Below are 18,776 nucleotides of genomic sequence, written 5' to 3' on the forward strand. Positions count from 1 at the left end.
GGACGGATGGCCGCCGAGCCATCCCGATCCTGGAGGGCTGCATGGACATCAAGGCGAAACTCGTCACCAGCACCAGCCTGATGCTGCTGGGGGCGGTGGCGATTTCGGTGACCAGCCTGATCGCGGTGCACGGCATCGCGTCCGGCGTGCGCACGCTGACGACGGAATCGCTGCCGCTGCAGATGCGCAGCAACGAACTCCAGCGCGCCTATGCGGAACTTGCGGTGGAGTTCGGCCGGCTCCAGCACGCGCAGGATGCGTCGGAGCGACAGCAGTCGTCGTCGGAGATCGAAACGCAATTGCAGCGGATTGCCGGCATCACGGCCGCCGTGCGCGCGATCGACGGGCACGGCATCGCCGAACCGTCCACCGACCTGCGGACGATGTTCCGTTCGATGAACGAAGGGATCGACAAGCGCCTGCGCGGCGATGCGCAGCTCGTCGCCGAGCGCCGGCTGATCGAACGCCTGCAGGCACGGGGCGCCACGCTGCTGACCGAGATCGGCAAGGAAATCGAGCGGCTGGACGACGATGCCGATGCGGCGGTGAGCGGCGCGCTCGCGGCCAACACCGCCTACAACCGGACGATTCATGCACTGGATCAGGTCCGCACGAACGTCAAGGACATCATGACGATCGCCGGCCGCGTCGACGTCGCGCCGAACCGGTACCGGCTCGCGCCGCTGCGCGAGCGCATGCAGGCGTCGCTCGACGGCGCACGCAATGCGCTCGCGATCGCGGCGCCGAACCTCGATGCCGCCACCGCACAGGGGGTGACGAGCGCGCTGGGGCGCGTGGCGGCCGACATCCTCGACGGTCAGGACGGCCTCGTCGCGCTGCGCGGCGCCATGTTCGCCGAATCCTCCGTCGCGCCCCGCTACCGCGCGAAGGAGGACAGGGTGCTGCAGTCGCTCGATGCGCTGGACGCGAAGCTCGCGGAGATCGCGGACCCGTTCGCGTTGCAGATCGTCAAGGCGCGACGGCGCCTCGACGACGCGATCGAATTCCGGCGGCGAGCCGCGCGGGTTGCGTCGCTGTCGGCGGTCGTGAGCGGCGGCATCAATGCATTGGCGTTCGACTTGCGCATGATCGCGCAAAGCGACAGCGCCGACCGTCTGAAGCGCGCCGACGACGAACTGCGCAAGAGTATCGGCGCGCTGACCGCATCCGCCGGCGCGCTGCGCGAGGCGCTCGCCGCGGACGGCCCGGGCAACGCGAAGCGCGCCCAGGATGTCGTCGGGCTGACCGCGGCGCTCGGTGGATCCGCGCGCCGCATCCTCGCCGTGAAGTCCGACATGCTGTCCAACGACGTGGCCATGCAGCGCATCGTCGCGGACGTCGATACGACGGCCAATCGCCTCGCGGCCTACACGGAGCAGGAAGCCGTGCGCGTCGATCTTCAGCAGCGCGGCATCGTATCGGACGTCTACCGGGCCGTGGCGACCGCGATCCTGATGATCGTGGGCGTATCGTTCCTGCTCGCGATCGGCGGGCTGGTGATCAGCCATCGGCTCGGCACGTCGATCTCGCGGCCGCTGTCGAACCTGACGCGCACGATGGCCCGCATTCGCAGCGGCAGCGACCTGTCGTTGCGCATGACGCACAAAGGCAGCGACGAAGTCGCCGTGCTGATTGCCGGCTTCAACATGATGCTCGACGAAATCGAGCGCCGCGACGTCGCGTTGCAGGCGGCGATCGCCACGGCCGAAGCCGCGAATTCGGCGAAATCGGAGTTTCTCGCGCGGATGAGTCACGAGATCCGCACGCCGATGAACGGCGTGCTCGGCATGACCGAACTGCTGCAGCGCACGCGGCTGACGTCGAAGCAGCGCAAGTTCGTCGACACCGTGTATCGATCGGGCCAGACGCTGCTCGTCCTCATCGACGACATTCTGGATTTCTCGAAGATCGAGGCGGGCAAGCTGACGCTGGAGCGCATCGATTTCAATCTGCATCAATTGCTCGACGATGTCGTCGCGCTGCTGGAGCCCAACGCGCAACGCAAGGCGCTTGCGCTCGAGTTCCGGCGCGGCGACACCGTTCCGGAGTGGATGCGCGGCGACCCGGTGCGGTTGCGCCAGGTGCTCACGAACCTGCTGGGCAACGCGATCAAGTTCACCGAGCACGGGCACGTCGCGCTCGGCGCATCGTATTCGGACGACGGTCGCATCGTGTTCACGATCGCCGACAGCGGCATCGGCATCGCGCCCGAGGTGGCCGCGCAGTTGTTCCGGCCGTTCCAGCAGGCCGACAACTCGATCGCGCGCAAATACGGCGGAACCGGGCTCGGTCTGGTGATTTCCCGCCAGCTGGCCGAGATGATGGGCGGCGAGCTCACGCTCGAATCGACGCCCGGCAAGGGTTCGGTGTTTACCGTGACGACCCGGTTCGAGCCGGCATCCGGCGAGGTCGGCGTGGCAGCCGATGCACGACCGTCGCTCGCGGGCCTGAAGGTGCTGATCGTGGACGACAGCGAGACCGATCGCAGCGTGCTGCTCGAACACGCGATCGAATGGCAGCTGTGCGTCGCCACGGCGATCGGCGGCGACGACGCACTGTCGCAGTTGCGCGCGGCGGTCGCCGACGGCGCGCCGTTCGATCTGGCGATCGTCGACGTGCGGATGCCGGGCATGGATGGCATCTCGCTCGTGCAGCACATCCGCCGCGATCCGTCGTTGCGCGCGCTCAGGATCATCACGCTGACCGCGTTCGAGATGATGGACAGCGTCCTGGTCGCGCACGAACTCGACATCGCCGCCCGGCTGACGAAGCCGCTTCGTGGCGCCGATCTCCATACGGCCATCGCGTCGGCGATGCATGTGATGCCGCCGCGGCTGAATTCGCCGGAACCGCTATCCGACGATGCCGGCGCCGGCCCGGGCCGGCCGCTCGATGCGATTGCGGCGCGCGTGCTGCTGGTGGAGGACAACGTCGTGAATCAGCAGATCGCGCTCGCGATGCTGGAGGACACCGCCTATCAGGTGGCGGTGGCCGACGACGGCGAGCAGGCGCTGAATCGGCTGGCCGACGACGTATTCGACGTCGTGCTGATGGACTGCCAGATGCCGCGGCTCGACGGCTTCGAGGCGACGCGGCAGTTGCGCCGTCGCGAAGCCGAAGCCGGCGCGCCGCGCATGCCGGTCATCGCGTTGACGGCCAATGCGCTCAGCGGCGACCGCGAGCGCTGTCTGGCCGCCGGCATGGACGACTATCTCGGCAAGCCGTTTCGCCGCGATGCGTTGCTGCAGATGCTCGCGCGCCATGTCGGCGGCGCGGCGTGCGCGCCGGCTACCGGAACCGGTGCGGCAACGACGGGCGGCGGCGTCGAAGCGAAGCCGGAAGCGACGGGGGGCGCCGCCGTCGATCCGGATGACGAAGCAAGCGTGATCGACCATAAGGCGCTCGATGCGTTGCGCGCGCTGCAGCGGCCGGGCCGCCCGGATGTCCTGACGCGGATCATCGATCAATTCACGGCGGATGCGCCGCGGCTGATCCGCGACATGCAGGCGGCGGTCGAAGCGGGCGACGCCGATGCGCTGAAGCTGGCCGCTCATACGCTGAAATCGAGCAGCGCGAACGTCGGCGCGCACTTGCTGTCGGCGCGTTGCCGCGAGATCGAGCGGCTCGCGCGCGCCGCCGACGTGGACGCGGCGGTGGAACTGGTCGCCGGCACGGAAGCGGAATTCGGGCACGCGCATGCGGCGTTGATCGCGGAGCGCGTGGACGGTTGAAGGGACGCCGGCCGATCGCCATGGCGATCGCGCGGCAGTACAACAGGAGGACGGTCGTGAACGACGAGCATGCCGATGTACCGACGATTCTGATCATCGACGACGATGCGATGACGCGCCTGCTGGTCGTGGAAACGCTCGAACCGGAAGGCTTTCGCGTCGAGGAAGCGACGGGTCCGCAGGCGGGTATCGATGCGTTCCTGCGCCATCGTCCGGTCGTCGTGCTGCTCGACGTCGAAATGCCCGGCGGCGACGGATTCGACTGTTGCCGGGCGCTGCGCGCGTTGCCCGAGGGCCGCCGCGTGCCGATCGTCATGCTCACGGGCAACGACGACGACGCGTCGATCGCCAGCGCGTTCGACGCCGGCGCGACCGACTTCGTGTCCAAGCCGATGCGGTGGAAACTGCTCGGCTACCGGATCCGCTATCTGCTGCGCGCGGCCGCGGCGGTCGAAAAGCTGGCGACGACCGAAGTCAGCCTCACGCATGCGCAGGCGCTCGCGCACCTCGGCAACTGGGAATACCAGGCCGGGCGGACGGACGGCTACTGGTCGCCGGAGCTGTACCGGATTCTCGGGCTCGACGCCGCCCACACGCCGCCGACGTTCGAACGGCTCGTGCAGGCCGTTCCGCCCGACGAGCAGCCGCTGCTCGTGCAGTCCTACGCGAGCCTGCGCACCGAAGGCGTCGCGTTCTCGATCGAGCATCGGCTGATCCACGCGGACGGCACCGAGCGCTACGTGCTGCATCAGGCGGAGTCCGGCCGCGATCCGAATCACGCGATCATCCTGCGCGGCATCGTCCAGGACATCACCGAGCGCAAGATGCAGCAGGGCCGCATCGAATACCTCGCCAATCACGACGCGCTGACCGGCCTGCCGAACCGCAACCTGCTCGGCGACCGGATGGAGCAGGCGATGTCGCAGGCGCGGCGCACCGGGCAACTGATCGCGGTGATGGTGCTCGACCTGGACCGCTTCAAGCATATCAACGACAGCTTCGGCCACTCGGCGGGCGACGCGCTGCTGCGGGTCGTCGCCGCGCGGCTCAAGAGTTCGGTGCGCGACGGGGACACGGTCGCGCGGCTTGGCGGCGACGAGTTCGTCGTGATGCTGGTCAACCTGTCGACGGCGTCGGACGCGGACGCGATCGCCCGCAAGATCCTGGACACCTTCGTCGCGCCGTTCGTGCTCGACGGCCACGACCTGCACGTGACGACGAGCGTCGGCGTCAGCCTTTACCCGACCGACGGCACCGACGCGGAGACGCTGCTGAAGACGGCCGATGCCGCGCTGTATTGCGCGAAGGAACACGGACGCAACTGCTATAGCTTCTATACGCGCGAACTGGGCGCGCGCGTCGAGGAGCACGCCATCCTCGAAAACGCGCTGCATCAGGCCGTGTCGAATGGCGAACTCGAGCTGTACTACCAGCCGAAGGTCGATCTCAAGACCGGCCAGATCAGCGGCGTCGAAGCGCTGATTCGCTGGCGACGCCCGGGAATCGGCGTGATTCCGCCCGACCGCTTCATCCCGATCGCCGAAGAAACCGGGCTGATTCTGCCGATCGGAGAATGGGTGCTGCGCACCGCGTGCGCCCAGGCCGTCGCGTGGCGCCGGGAAGGGCATCCGCCGATCCGGATTGCCGTCAACCTGTCCGCGCGCCAGTTCCGGCAGCAGGACGTGGCCCACCTGGTGCGCACCGCGCTCGCGGAAACCGGTCTCGAGCCGGATTCGCTCGAACTGGAGCTGACCGAAAGCGTGTTGATGGAGGACTCCAATGCGATCGCCCATACGCTGCGCGAACTGAAGGCGCTCGGCGTCGTGCTGTCGCTGGACGATTTCGGCACCGGCTATTCGAGCCTGTCCTACCTGAAGGACTTGCCGATCGACGTCGTCAAGATCGATCGTTCGTTCCTCAGCGACGTCACCACCAGCGCGGAAGGCGCGTCGCTGACGCGCTCGATCATCGCGATGGCGGAGTCGCTGCACATGGAGACGGTGGCCGAGGGCGTGGAGACGGAAGCCCAGCTGTCGTTCCTGAACCGGCATCGCTGCCATGCGATGCAGGGCTACTACTTCAGCCATCCGGTCACCGGCGACGAGATCGCCGACATGCTGTCCGCCGGCTCGGAGCTGCCCGAGCACTGCCGGCAGCGCGAACTGCTGCACCGCACGCTGCTGCTGGTGGACGACGACCGCGCGGTGCTGCAGATGCTCCGGCAGGCGCTCGGCCGCGACGGCTACGAGATTCTCGACACCACTGATCCCGACGAAGCGCTCGACCTGCTGGCCCAGCATCGCGTCGGCGTGATCGTGTCGGACTTCCGGATGCCGAGCGTGTCCGGGCTCGACCTGCTGCAGCGGGTCAAGGCGCTGTACCCGGACATCGTGCGCATCCTGCTGTCCAGCTACGGCGACGGCGCGTCGATCGCCGACGCGTCCGGCAACGGGTCCGTTCAGAAGCTGCTGATCAAGCCATGGGACGTCGCGCTGCTGCGCAAGCACATTGCCGAGTCGTTCCAGCGGTTCGAGCACACGTCGCTGAGCGGCGGGGATCTCGGGGTGGCGCGTCTCGGCATTCGCCGGACTCCGCCGCGGTCGCTCGACGTGGCGGAACCGCACAACCGCCCTTGACCGGAAGGCGCCGCCGCGCGTCATTGTCCGCAGTCATGACGGCACATGAATGGACCTGGAAAGTGCAATCGTGAATCACGCCGCGCGACGCCGATCGAGCGGCACGTCGTGCCCGGATCGATCGCCAAGGATCGATACCCAGGTAATAAGGAGAATTGCGCGGCGGTCAAAAATTGAACAAATGCGTAAATTGTTCCCGATTCCGGAAATCGCCCATCCGAAGCAGTAAGGATTCTTAATCGGGCTCGCAATGACATCATGGAGGGCGCAGTAATTACCCCGCGCGTCGAGTTCCGGATTTACTTGTGCACGGGCATTTTCATAAATACATTTCGACGCTAAATTATTTGAAAACGCCGAAAAAATTGTCTATACCCTAGACGAATCAGGCTGATCCGCATCGTGCCGATGCGGGCACGCAACAAGCGGGCGCTGGCAATGGCCGACGCCAGCAACCGCGCGTTGCAGCGATCGAATGGATTCCGGGGGATGCGAACGGCCCGTTGCCCGGGCTGCCGCATGAGTCGTGAATGGGCGAACGCAGTGCGCGCCACCGAAGCAACACCGCGTCTTTACATTCAACGGTCGATCAACGACCCCGTCACACGGAGGTTGTCATGCTGCACTACGTCAAATCCCTGCTGCGTGATGAACGCGGCGTCAGCTCGCTCGAATACGCGGTTCTCGCCGGCATCGTGGTCGTCGCGCTGGCGGCGGTCGGGGTGATCCTGAGCAGCAACACCGGTGGCCTGCCGGCCGTGTTCACGTCGCTGATCAACAAGGTCACCGCGCTGATCTGACCTCCCTCAACCCGCGCGCCGCCGACGAATACACGGATCCGCAGCGGTACGACGTATCCAGCCGGGGCGCGCCGACGGACGGCTCTCCGATGCTCCATCTCGTACAGTCGGCGGCGACGCTCGTGCTGATGTCGCTCGTGCTGCAGGACGTGCGCACGCGGCGCCTGTCGAACCGCACGGTGCTCGCGTTCGCGATGCTGTATTTCGTCGCGGCCGCGCTCGCGCGCGAAGGGCTCGCGCAGTTCGCCGCTCACGTGGGGACCGCGGCGGCGATGCTGCTGCTGTTCGCCGGACTGCGTCACGCCGGCTGGGTCGGCGGCGGCGACGTGAAGCTGGCGGCGGCCGTCTTCCTGTGGGCCGGGCCGGGCCTCGCGCTGCCGGTGCTGACGATCGTCGGCGCGAGCGGCGCGGCGTGCGGCCTCGCCGTGCTCGCGGCCGTCGCATGGCAGCGCTGGCGCATCGCACCGGCGCGCACGATCGACACGCGCGGCGTGCCGTACGGCGTCGCGCTTTCGCTCGGCGGCGCACTGGCCGTCTGGGCGCCGTTTCCTCACGCGGTTTCGCTCACCTAGCGGGGACGCACGCCGCCATGCCCAAACCTCTGAGAATGGCCGTGCTGATCATCGCTGCCGCCGTCGGTGCGTTCGTCCTGCGCCAGCTCTATGTCGCCGCGTCGACGCCGGCGGCGCCCGGCGCGGCGAGCGACGTCAACGTGCGCGTCGCGGCGGCCGACCTGCCCGAAGGGCTGCTGCTGCGCGACAACGATCTCGCGTGGAAGCGCATCCCGAGTGCGCAGGTGCCGGCCGGCGCATTCGTCGAGTCCCAGCCGGGCGCGGACCTCAAGGGTGCGCTGCTGCGCAACCGCGTCGACGCCGGTACGCCGATCCGTGCGGACAACGTGATTCCGGCCGGCGCGCCGGACTTTCTCGCGGCCGCGCTGCAACCGGGCATGCGCGCGATCTCGGTGCCGGTCGACGACGTGTCGGGCAACGCAGGGCTGATCCAGCCGGGCGACTTCGTCGACGTCGTGCTCACGCAGCAGATCGGTGGCTCCGCGACGACACCCGGCACGTTCGAAGCGGAGACGGTCGTGCGCCGTGCTCGCGTGCTCGCCGTCGGCTCGGAATTCCAGCGCGCGAAGGCGCCCGCGAGCGCGCCCGATGCGCCGGTGCGCGCGCGCACGGTCACGCTCGAGGTCGCGCCGCGCACGGCGCAGGTCGTGCTGGTCGCGACGCGCCTCGGTTCGCTGTCGCTCGCGCTGCGCAGCTTCGCGACGAGCGACCGCCGCGATGCGGCGGGCGGCGCCGAACAGGAGCCCGATACGCCGCCGGTGTGGGCCGGCGACGTATCGCGCGCGTTCCGCGACGCGGCGCGCTCCCCGTCCGCGAAAGCCGACACGGGCGCGCGGCCGGCACCGCAGGGCAATACGGTGGTGATCTATCGCGGTTCGTCGGTGGATGACGGCTCGCGTGGCGGCGGCGGTGGTGTGGGTACGCCGGGCCTTCCGCCGCTGCCATCCGGCTGGCCGGGCACGCCGGTTGCGCCGGTTGTGCCGGCCGCGCCCGCAGCGGGCACTGCTGCCGCCGACGCGACGGCGCAGGTGCCGCGGGCGGCGGTCGCGCAGTGACGCGATGACGAGGTGTCGATTCGGAACCGGCCGCCCGGCGGCCGGCATTTGACGGGAACACGAATGGTGCGCATGGTTCGTTGGATCGCTTTCTGGTGCGTGGCCTGCGTCGTCGCGCCGGGCGTCGCGCTCGCGCAGCGCGCGCAGGCCGCGGACGCCGGCGCGGCGCTGTCGATCGCGACCGGCAAGGGCGAGATGCTGTCGCTGCCGGAACCGGCGACCGCGATGTTCGTCGCGGACCCGAGCATCGCGGACATCCAGGTGCCGTCGCCGCGCACCGTGTTCGTGTTCGGCAAGAAGGCCGGCACGACCTCGCTGATCGCGCTCGGCGCGAATCATCGGCCGATCCTGCGCCGGACCGTGATCGTGCAGGTCGATACCGCATCGCTGCAGACGGTGCTCGACAGCCGTTTCCCGCAATTGAAGCTGTCGGTGACCGGCGCGCCCGGCTCGCTGATGGTGTCGGGCAAGGTGCCGAGCGCGGCCGACGCGGACGCCGTGATGCAGTCGCTCGCGCCTTATGTGAGCGACAAGGAAAAGATCGTCAACCGGCTCACGCTGTCGCGCCCGATCCAGGTGAACCTGCGCGTGCGCGTGACGGAAGTGAGCCGCAACATCACGCAGCAGCTCGGCATCAACTGGAGTTCGCTCGGCGCGGCAGGCAATTTCGTCGGCGGGCTGTTCAACGGACGCACGCTGTTCGATCCGACGAACAATCTGTTCAACCTGTCGCCGAGCGGCGCGTATTCGGTACGTGGCGGCTTCCATACGGGGCGCTGGTCGATCGACGTCGTGCTCGATGCGCTCGACCAGGAAGGGCTGATCACGATGCTCGCGGAGCCGAACCTTACCGCGATGTCCGGCCAGACCGCGAGCTTCCTCGCGGGCGGCGAGATTCCGATTCCGGTCGCGCAGGCCGGCAACACGACCGGCGCGATCACGGTCGAGTACAAGCCGTTCGGCGTGTCGCTCGACTTCACGCCGACCGTGCTCGCCGACAACCGGATCAGCCTGAAGGTGCGCCCGGAAGTGAGCGAGGTCGATACGAGCAACAGCGTGACGACTGGCAGCATCACGGTGCCGGGGCTCTCCGTGCGGCGCGTGGAGACGACGGTCGAGCTGTCGAGCGGGCAGAGCTTCGCGATCGGCGGCCTGCTGCAGAGCCAGACCGCGGATACCGTGTCGCAGGTTCCGGGGCTCGGCCGGCTGCCGATCATCGGCCGGCTGTTTTCATCGAAGAACTTCCAGGACCACAAGACCGAAGTCGTCGTGATCGTGACGCCGTACATCGTGCAGCCGACGGGGCCTGGCCAGCTCGAGCAGGCGCTCGACACCGTCGCGCGGCCGAGCAGCGACCTCGAGTTCGCGATCCAGCGCAATCTCGGGCTGGACCTGTTGTCGGGCGACACGCCGCGTCTCGTCGGCGCCGCGGGCTTCGTGTACTGAGCCAAGGAGCGCGCATGCGAGTTCGAACCCTGTTCACCGCACCGTTGCCGCTGGCGCTCGCGGCGTGCCTGTCGGCGCCGCCGCCGATCAACCTGCCCGATGCGCGCGCGGTCGGCTTCGACGGCGTGCGCGCGGTGCCGCCCGATTGCGCGAAGCTGATGCAGCCGTCGCATCTCGTCGATGCAGGGTTCGGGCGGCCCGGCGTGCCGTTCGGCTGCGCGACCTACACGAATCTCGCGACGATGCTCGCGCGCCCGGAAGACCTCGTCGCGCCCGTGCCGTACGGCGGCGCCGATGCGCAAGTGGCGGCCGACGCGGTGCGCCGCTACGTCGAGGACCGCGTGAAGCAGCCCCCGCCGGGCAAGACGCTGACGACGACCGGCTCGTCCGGTCATTGACCCACTGACGATGCGATCGCGATGCCGCCCATGAACGTCCTCGACCGCCAGAACGCCAAGCGCGCCGCCTCCGCCGGAGCGGCGGATCTCCTCGCGGTCGTGTCCGATGCCGGCAGCGAGGACGTGATCCGCCGTGTCGCGCAGGATCTGTCGATCGCGCGCGCCCACGTGCATCCGGGCGACTGCGACGACGCGATCCGGTTGCTGCAGCAGCAAGAGCGCTCGCCGCGGCAACTGATCGTCGACGTGTCGGATTCGGTGCTGCCGGTGTCGGACCTGATGCGGCTCGCGGACGTGTGCGATCCGTCGGTGAGGGTCGTCGCGATCGGCACGCAGAACGACGTCGGGCTGTTCCGCAACCTGCTCGGCATCGGCGTGCAGGACTACATCGTGAAGCCGCTGACCGTCGAGCTGATGCGGCGCGCGCTGACCACGACGGAGTCGGTCGTGCAGGTGCGTACCGGCAAGATCGTGAGCTTCGTCGGCGCGCGCGGCGGCGTCGGCACGACGACGATCGCGGTCAGCCTCGCGCGCTGCCTGGCGGGGGAGAAGCGGCGGCGCGTCGCGTACGTCGATCTGAACCTGCATGGCGGCGCCGCGAACTCGATGCTCGGGCTGTCGAGCAACAACGGGCTGATCGAATTGCTGAACATGGAACGGCGCCCCGACGACGCGTTGTTCGACCGCATGTTCGTCACGAAGGGCGACCGCCTGCACGTGCTGTCGGCCGAACTCGCATACGGCGAAGACGCGCTGCTGCGCGACGATGCGATCGCGCAGCTCGTCGACATGCTGAAGGATCGTTTCCATTACGTGCTGTTCGACGTCGGCTACCGCGCCGGCAAGCTGTTCGAGGATGCACTGACGGCGTCCGATCTCGTCTATATCGTCGCCGACCGGTCGGTGCACGCCGCGTACGAGGCCGCGCGGCTTGCGCGCTTCGTGAAGGAAATGCCGGGCGAGCGGCTGCTGTCGATGGTGCTGAACAATCCGCTTGAGCCGGTCAAGGGGCGCGTCGCGCAGTCGGATTTCGAGGATGCGTTCGGCGGTGTGCAACTGCGCGAGCTGCCGCACGAGGCACAGTCGCTCGCGATCGCCGAGAACCTGGGCGAGCCGATCGAACGCTCGAAACGCCGCGGCTTCCTGGACGAGATCCGGCTGCTCGCGAACGGCATCACCGGCGAATCGATGGCCGTCGCCGAGCCGTGGTATGCGCGCTTCATCAAATGGAGGAAGGGATCGTGACGTTCGGTACCCGCAAGCAGCCGACACCGGACTCTGCGCCGGCGGGTTCTCGCACCGCGCCGCACGACACCGCGCCCGCGCCGGGGCCGGCTGTAAGCCCGGTGCCTGCGTCCATGTCGACGTCGGCGCGTGCGGCCGCGGCGGCCGATACCCAGGAGGCGCTCATCCGCTCCGGGAAGTTCGACGCGATCCGCTCGGCGGTGTTCGCGTCGATGAACATGTCGGCCGCGCTGATGAAGACGCGCGACGAAGTGCGGGCCGGCATCGAACAGGTGGCCGCGCACACGGTCGAGCGCGAGCGCCTGAAGATCACCACGGGCGAGCAGGTGCTGATCGTCGACGCGATCCTGAACGACATGTTCGGCGTCGGGCCGATCGAGCCGCTGCTTGCCGACGACACCGTGTCCGACATCCTCGTGAACGGCCCCGACCAGGTGTACGTCGAACGCGCGGGCCGGCTCGAGCTCACGCCGCTGAAGTTTCGCGACAACGCGCACGTGACGAGCGTCGCGCAGCGGATCGCGGCGGCGGTCGGGCGCCGCGTCGACGAGAGCAGCCCGATGGTCGATGCGCGTCTTGCCGACGGCAGCCGCGTGAACGTGGTGCTGCCGCCGATCGCGATGCGCGGCGCGTCGATCTCGATCCGCAAGTTCGCGAAGCGCGACATCACGCTCGCGCGGATGGCGCATCAGGGCAACATCTCGCACGGGATGCTGCAGGTCCTGAAGATCGCGTGCGCGTGCCGGCTGAACATCGTGATCTCGGGCGGCACCGGGTCGGGCAAGACGACGCTGCTCAACGCGCTGTCGCAGCACATCGAGGAGCACGAGCGGATCGTGACGATCGAGGACGCGGCCGAGCTGCAACTGCTGCAGCCGCACGTGGTGAGCCTCGAGACGCGGCCCGAGAACACGGAAGGGCTCGGCGGCATCTCGCAGCGCGATCTCGTGCGCAACGCGCTGCGGATGCGGCCCGACCGCATCATCCTCGGCGAAATCCGCGGCGCGGAGGCGTTCGACGTGTTGCAGGCGATGAACACGGGCCACGACGGCTCGATGACGACGATCCACGCGAACTCGCCGCGCGACGCGATCAGCCGGCTCGAAAGCATGGTCATGATGGCGAACGCGAACCTGCAGCTGCTGTCGATCCGGCGCCAGATCGCGAGCGCCGTGCATCTGTTCGTGCAGGTCGAGCGGATGCGCGACGGCGTGCGCCGCGTGACGCGGATCACCGAGATCGTCGGGATGGAAGGCGAAGTCGTGATCACGCAGGACCTGTTCGCGTTCCGCCAGGAAGGCGACACGACGCGCGACGCGGTGAAGGGCGTGTTCGAGGCGTCGTCGCTGCGGCCCGCCTTCGCGCCGCGCGCTGCGTATTACGGCGTCGAGGACGCGCTTAACGAGGCGTTCCGGCAATGAGGACCGCGGACCTGTTCGCGCTCGGCGCCTTCGTCGTGATCCTCGCGGTGGGGCTCGGCCTGTCGGCGTTGCTGGACCGTGCGCGCCAGACGCCGGAGCAGCGCATTCGCGCGCGGATGCAGCGCATTGCGCCATCGCTGACGGGCCGGGCCGCCGGTGCGGCAGCCGGGGCCGGTGTCGCGCTGTTCAACCTGCCGCGCCGGCAGACCCGCGTGCGGGCATGGGTGCAGCGCTACGTGACGCGCGTGCGCGCGGTCGGCGGCGAGCGCGGGCTGCGGATCGTCGTCGCGAGCACGATCGCCGGCGCGATCGCGGGGATCGTCGTGGTGAAGCTCGTGGCGCTGCCGCGCGTGGTGCATCCGGCGATTTACGTCGGACTGCCGCTGATCGCGATGCGCGCGAGCTATCGCGCGCTGGTCGAGCGCTTCCGGCTGCGCTTTCTGGAGGCGTTTCCCGACGCGATCGACCTGATCGTGCGGGCGGTGCGCGCGGGCATTCCGGTCACGCAGGCGATCAGCACGGTCGGCGACAGCGCCGCCGAGCCGGTGCGCTCGACCTTCCGCACGATGGGCGACAGCCTGCGCGTCGGCGCGGATCTGAAGGACGTGCTGACGCACGCGGCGGACCGGCTGATGATCGCGGATTTCTCGTTCTTCACCGTCTACCTGCTGCTGCAGCGCGAGACCGGCGGCAGCCTCGGCGAGACGCTCGACGAGTTGTCGAGCATCATCCGCACGCGCCGCGACATCCGCCTGAAGACGCGCGCGCTGACCGCCGAGGGGCGGATCACGACGAAGATCATCTCGGCGGTGCCGTTCGTGATGATCGGCGCGTTGTTCCTCGTGAACCGCGCATACGTGATGCTGCTGTTCGATACGCATGCCGGACGCGTGATGCTGACGATCGCCGCGACGCTGCTGACGATCGGACTGCTGACGATTCGCAAGATCTCGAAACTGGATACTGCACGATGACGATGTCGATGCTGGCCGCCCGCGGCCTCGAACTGTTGCTGCTGCTCGCGTGCGTCGCGGCGGCGCTCGCGACGCCGGGCGGCGGCACGCGCCGGCGCATCGCCATGCGCGTGCAGCAGGCCGCCGGACAGCGGTCGCCCGCGCTGGGCGCGGGGCGCCTGCAGCCGGGCGACGTGCGTCGTGACCTGACGCGGCGGCTCGCGCAGCTCGGCGAGCGGCTGCCCGTGCTCGATCCGATGCAGCGCGCGAAGCTCGCGCTGCAGCTGGCGCGCGCGGGCTTTCGCGAACGGCGCGCGGTGTCGTCGATGATCGGCATCAAGCTCAGTTGCGGCGTGTTGCTCGCCGGCGTCGCGATGGTGTTCAGCCCGTATATTCCGCGCTTCGGCGAATACTTCGTGATCCGGGCGGTGGCGATGGTCGCCGCGTTCGTGGTCGGCGTGATCGTGCCGGAATACGTGCTCGGCGCGATGATCCGGCGGCGCCGGCGGATCATCGCCGCATGCTTTCCGGATGCGCTCGACCTGCTCGTGATCTGCACGATGGCCGGCAACAGCCTGGTATCGGGCGTGCGGCGCGTCGCGCGCGAACTCAGGCGCATCTGCCCGCCGCTCGCCGACGAGCTGACGGTGTGCGCGGACGAGCTGACGCTGAGCGGCAACGTGTCCGAAGCGCTCACGCATTTCGCGATCCGCGTCGACTTCGCGTCGGCGCGCTCGCTGGCCACGACGCTCACGCAATCGCAGCGGTTCGGCACGCCGATCACGCAGGCGCTGCGAACGCTGTCGCGCAGCGAGCGCACCGAGCAGATCGTCGCGCTCGAGGAGCAGGCCGCGAAGCTCGCGCCGAAGATCACGCTGCCGATGATGCTGTTCATCCTGCCGACGGTCGGCCTGATCGCGGCAGGCCCGGCGGCCATCCGTTTGCTCGAGGTGTTCAAATGACAGGCCCCGCGCTCCGTGCGTTCGCCTTCGCGGCCGTGCTGCCGCTGCTCGCCGGCGGCTGCGCGCCGGGTATCCAGACGCGGCCGGCGCTGTCGCACAAGAGCGACGACCCGCAGGCCGAATTGCGCATCGCCGACAGCGCGCTGGCCGGCGGCAACGTCGATCTCGCGTCGACGCTGTACGCGAAGGTGCTGGCGCGGCATCCCGATTCGCTCGCCGCGCAACTGGGGCTTGCCGACGTGAACTATCGCGCCGGCGATCTGGAGCGCGCGCGTATTCTGTACGAGCAGGCGCGGCAGCTTGCGCCGGCCGAACTCGGGCCGCAGGTCGGGCTCGCGCGCGTCGCGTTGCGACAGCGGCGACTCGACGAGGCCGCGCGCCGCTATCGCGACTTGCTCGCCGCGCAGCCGAACCTGCCGCTCGCCGCCCAGGGGCTCGGCACCGTGCTTGATCTTCAGGGCCGCCACGAGGACGCACAGGCCGTGTACCGCGAAGCGCTGCGCGCGCATCCGGACGCGCAGGGGCTGCGGGTCGACCTCGGGCTCTCGCTCGTGCTGGGCAATCGTCCGCGCGAAGGCGTGAACGTGCTGCTCGACGTGGCCGGGCTGCCCGATGCGCCGTGGCAGGCGCGCCAGAACCTCGCGTTCGCGTACGGCGTGCTCGGCAACACCGATTCGGCGAAGAAGCTGCTGTCCGCGGACCTGCCCGCGTCGGCGGTGGCCGACAATCTGCGCGTGTACCAGGCGGTGCGTACGCAGCTCGCGGCGCGCCCGCTCGCCGATGCGTCGCGGCCGTCGAAGGGCGCCGCGCTCGAGCCGCGCGCCGTGCCGCCTGCCGCGGGGGCCGCAAAATGACACGCGGGGCGACGGGCGCCCGCCACGCGCGCGGCGTCGTATCCCTCGAATTCGTATTGATGCTGCCGTTCCTGCTGATGGTGCTGATCGGCATCATCGACACGAGCCTGCTGCTGTGCGACAAGGCCGTGATCACGAACGCGAGCCGCGAAGCCGCACGGGCCGGCGTCGTGCTGCGCGTGCCGATGCTGACCCCGACGCAGATCGCCAACGTCGCGCTGAGCTATACGCAGAACAGCCTGATCACCGGCGGCACGCCGACGACGCCGACCGTGACCGTGACGCAGGCGAACGGCACGACGGCGGGCACCGCGCTGACGGTCACGGTGACCTACACGTATGCGGGGCTGGTGCTCGGTTCGGCGTTCAGCGCGCTGACCGGCCCCGTGACGATCTCGGCTACCTCGGTGATGCTCTATGAATGACGCGGCCGGCACGCGATGCATCGGCGCCGCGCGCGAACGCGGTTCCGTCGCGCTGTTCTTCCTGATGTTCCTGATCCCGCTGCTGTCGTTCGGCGCGCTGGCGATCGACATCGCGTGGATCGCCACGGTGCGCAACCAGTTGCAGAATGCGGCGGACGCAGCCGCGCTCGCCGCGGCCGACGCGATGATGTCGCCGACCGGCGGGCCGCTGAACTGGTCGCAGGCCGCGCCGGCGGCGAACGGCGTGATCGCGCTGAATTCGGCGGCGGGCGCGCGGCTCGCGAGCGGCACCGTGACGACCGGCTACTGGAACGTGACGCGCACGCCCGCGTCGATGCAGCCGACCACGATCACGCCCGGCCCGTACGACGTGCCGGCGGTGCAGGTGACCGTGTCGCGCGCGCCGGGCATCAACGGCGGCTCGATTCCGCTGCTGCTCGGCGGTTTGCTCGGCATCCCCGGCGCATCCGGCGGCGCGACCGCGATCGCGGTGCTCGCCGCGCCGGGCGGCGTCGCGGCGGGCGGGCTTTTCCCGATCGCGATCGACCAGTGCGTGTACAACCAGTACTGGAACGCGCAGACCAACCAGCCGCTGATCAATCCGCTCACGGGTCTGCCGTTCCAGTTTTCGATCACGAACGGCCAGACGTATGGCGCGCTGTGCATGGGCGGTCAGTGGACGTCGTTCCAGTCGACCGCGACCGACACGACGACGATGGGCGGCCTGATGGTGACCGGCAACCCGACGACGCTCAATATCGGCGACAGCATCTATCTCGCGACCGGCGTGAAGGCGACGCTCTACACGTCGGTGCCGGTCGGCGCGACGGTCGTGCTGCCGGTCGTCACGCAGACGTCGAGCAGCACCTACGTGCCGATCGTCGCATTTGCCGCGTTCCACATCGACGTGTCGCTCGGCGGCACGTACAAGTACATCCAGGGGCACTTCGTCGCCGGGGTGAAGATGACCGGCGTCGCGACGGGCGTCGGGCCGTACTACGGCGTGTACGTGCCGCCGCGGCTTGCGTTGTGACTGTTGCGAGCATCGTGGCGGGCGCGGCGCAGCAGCACCAGCAGCGCGAAGAGCGTCACGGCCGGGCCGATCTGCGGCAGTTGCAGCCACAGGTTCAGGTATTCGACGATCGGCAGCGCCCACATCAGCGCGATCGCGGCCTGTTCGCCGCGCAGCCAGCCGTCGCGCCAGCCGATCGACAGCATGCACGCGATCGCGATGGCGAGCCATGCGAGTTCGTAGTGCCACACGTACGGGTTCGCCACGAGCGTCGCGACCGCCAGTACGGCCGCACGCACGCGAGTGTCGCGCGACTGCATCCATACGATGCAAGCGGCGGAGATCGCGATCGCGGCGATGCACGCATGCGCGGCGTACGCGGCGCCGAGCGGCACGTCCGCGAGACGAAACGCCGCGAACGGCGTGGGCGACGCGAGCCAGAACCCGACGCCATGCTCGAGGACGATCGAGCGGGCGATGCCGGCGCTGGCGACGAACAGGCGCGGCGACTCGACGCCGCAGACGAGCACGCTCGACGCGGCGAACGCGCCGGTCGCGAGCGCGGCCCACATGATCGTGCGCCATGCGCGCGCGGCGACCAGCACGAACGGGAACAGCAGCGCCAGCTGCGGCTTGACCGACAGCAGCGCGATGCAGAGGCCGGCATATATCGGCCGCCGATCGGCCCAGTAAACGGCCAGCGCCGCGCACGAGGCGGTCAGGAACGTGTTCTGCCCGAGCGTCGCGGTGACGAACACGCATGGCGCGGCAACCAGCGCGAATGCGCCGGCGTGCGATGCGCCGGGTATCGTACGGAGGCCGGATACGCGCCACGCGGCGAGGCCGAGCATGAGCACGCCGAACGCGACGAACAGCGGATAAGCAAGCGCGAACGGCAGCAGCGCCAGCGGTGTCACGAGCAGCAGATACGTGGGCGGGTACAGCCACGGTGCGAAGACGTCGCGGGGAAGGTTCGGAAACAGCCCGGTCGTCAGCCGCGAGAATGCGGAAAAATCGTATGCGTGCGAGGGCGTGCCGTGCAGCATCACGTACGACGCGGACCAGAACACCGAGAAGTCCGCCCCCGGGCGGGGTATGACGCCGCCGTTGCCGGACGCGTGACGAACGACCGCGATCCAGATCGACATGAACAGCGCGTACGACACCAGCATCAGCGCGCTGTACAGGACGACGCGTCGCGACGTGAGCCACGCGACGACGGGCCGCGCCGTCGGCCGTGTCGATTGCCGGAGGATATCCAATTCA

General features: G+C 69.0%; 15 protein-coding genes. 14 read left to right on the top strand and 1 reads right to left on the bottom strand.

Annotation, left to right across the window (positions count from 1 at the left end):
- Positions 1 to 41: 41 nt before the first annotated feature.
- From WS64_RS04900 to WS64_RS04965, 14 genes are all read left to right on the top strand, one after another.
- Positions 42 to 3,731, top strand: a complete 3,690-nt coding sequence (locus tag WS64_RS04900; RefSeq protein ID WP_060965864.1) for a response regulator — start codon at positions 42 to 44, stop codon at positions 3,729 to 3,731.
- Positions 3,732 to 3,787: 56 nt separating this feature from the next.
- Positions 3,788 to 6,367, top strand: coding sequence for an EAL domain-containing protein (locus WS64_RS04905; protein ID WP_060966888.1), 2,580 nt, complete (start codon positions 3,788 to 3,790; stop codon positions 6,365 to 6,367).
- Between the two features lie 617 nt (positions 6,368 to 6,984).
- Positions 6,985 to 7,167: a Flp family type IVb pilin gene (locus WS64_RS04910; RefSeq protein ID WP_050013708.1), complete on the top strand. Its 183-nt coding sequence runs from the start codon at positions 6,985 to 6,987 to the stop codon at positions 7,165 to 7,167.
- Between the two features lie 89 nt (positions 7,168 to 7,256).
- A complete protein-coding gene (locus tag WS64_RS04915; protein WP_060965865.1) occupies positions 7,257 to 7,739 on the top strand; it encodes an A24 family peptidase in 483 nt (160 codons plus the stop codon).
- 17 nt (positions 7,740 to 7,756) lie between these two features.
- Positions 7,757 to 8,794 carry a Flp pilus assembly protein CpaB gene (cpaB, locus tag WS64_RS04920; protein ID WP_060965866.1) on the top strand — a complete coding sequence of 346 codons (1,038 nt, stop codon included), beginning with the start codon at positions 7,757 to 7,759 and terminating at the stop codon, positions 8,792 to 8,794.
- Positions 8,795 to 8,857: 63 nt separating this feature from the next.
- On the top strand, positions 8,858 to 10,240 hold the full coding sequence (locus WS64_RS04925) for a type II and III secretion system protein family protein (RefSeq protein ID WP_060965867.1): 1,383 nt from the start codon (positions 8,858 to 8,860) through the stop codon (positions 10,238 to 10,240).
- 14 nt (positions 10,241 to 10,254) lie between these two features.
- Entirely contained in the window at positions 10,255 to 10,638 is a 384-nt protein-coding gene (locus tag WS64_RS04930; protein ID WP_060965868.1) for a CpaD family pilus assembly lipoprotein, read from the top strand.
- Positions 10,639 to 10,659: 21 nt separating this feature from the next.
- A complete protein-coding gene (locus tag WS64_RS04935) occupies positions 10,660 to 11,883 on the top strand; it encodes an AAA family ATPase (RefSeq protein WP_060965869.1) in 1,224 nt (407 codons plus the stop codon).
- Entirely contained in the window at positions 11,865 to 13,304 is a 1,440-nt protein-coding gene (locus WS64_RS04940; protein ID WP_432206245.1) for a CpaF family protein, read from the top strand. The genes WS64_RS04935 and WS64_RS04940 overlap by 19 nt, the downstream gene beginning before the upstream one ends.
- The gene (locus tag WS64_RS04945; protein ID WP_060965870.1) at positions 13,301 to 14,278 is read left to right on the top strand and encodes a type II secretion system F family protein; all 978 of its coding nucleotides are present in this window, start codon (positions 13,301 to 13,303) and stop codon (positions 14,276 to 14,278) included. The genes WS64_RS04940 and WS64_RS04945 overlap by 4 nt, the downstream gene beginning before the upstream one ends.
- The gene (locus WS64_RS04950; protein WP_060965871.1) at positions 14,275 to 15,219 is read left to right on the top strand and encodes a type II secretion system F family protein; all 945 of its coding nucleotides are present in this window, start codon (positions 14,275 to 14,277) and stop codon (positions 15,217 to 15,219) included. The genes WS64_RS04945 and WS64_RS04950 overlap by 4 nt, the downstream gene beginning before the upstream one ends.
- A complete protein-coding gene (locus WS64_RS04955; RefSeq protein WP_060965872.1) occupies positions 15,216 to 16,073 on the top strand; it encodes a tetratricopeptide repeat protein in 858 nt (285 codons plus the stop codon). Before WS64_RS04950 ends, WS64_RS04955 begins: the two co-directional genes overlap by 4 nt.
- Positions 16,070 to 16,498 carry a TadE/TadG family type IV pilus assembly protein gene (locus tag WS64_RS04960; protein WP_059573836.1) on the top strand — a complete coding sequence of 143 codons (429 nt, stop codon included), beginning with the start codon at positions 16,070 to 16,072 and terminating at the stop codon, positions 16,496 to 16,498. Before WS64_RS04955 ends, WS64_RS04960 begins: the two co-directional genes overlap by 4 nt.
- Positions 16,491 to 17,531, top strand: coding sequence for a TadG family pilus assembly protein (locus WS64_RS04965; protein WP_060965873.1), 1,041 nt, complete (start codon positions 16,491 to 16,493; stop codon positions 17,529 to 17,531). The genes WS64_RS04960 and WS64_RS04965 overlap by 8 nt, the downstream gene beginning before the upstream one ends.
- On the opposite strand, the gene WS64_RS04970 is transcribed toward WS64_RS04965, so the two are convergent.
- Positions 17,495 to 18,772, bottom strand: a complete 1,278-nt coding sequence (locus WS64_RS04970; RefSeq protein ID WP_060965874.1) for a glycosyltransferase family 87 protein — start codon at positions 18,770 to 18,772, stop codon at positions 17,495 to 17,497. The genes WS64_RS04965 and WS64_RS04970 overlap by 37 nt on opposite strands.
- Positions 18,773 to 18,776: the final 4 nt, after the last annotated feature.

This window comes from Burkholderia anthina (assembly GCF_001547525.1).
GTDB lineage: Bacteria > Pseudomonadota > Gammaproteobacteria > Burkholderiales > Burkholderiaceae > Burkholderia > Burkholderia semiarida.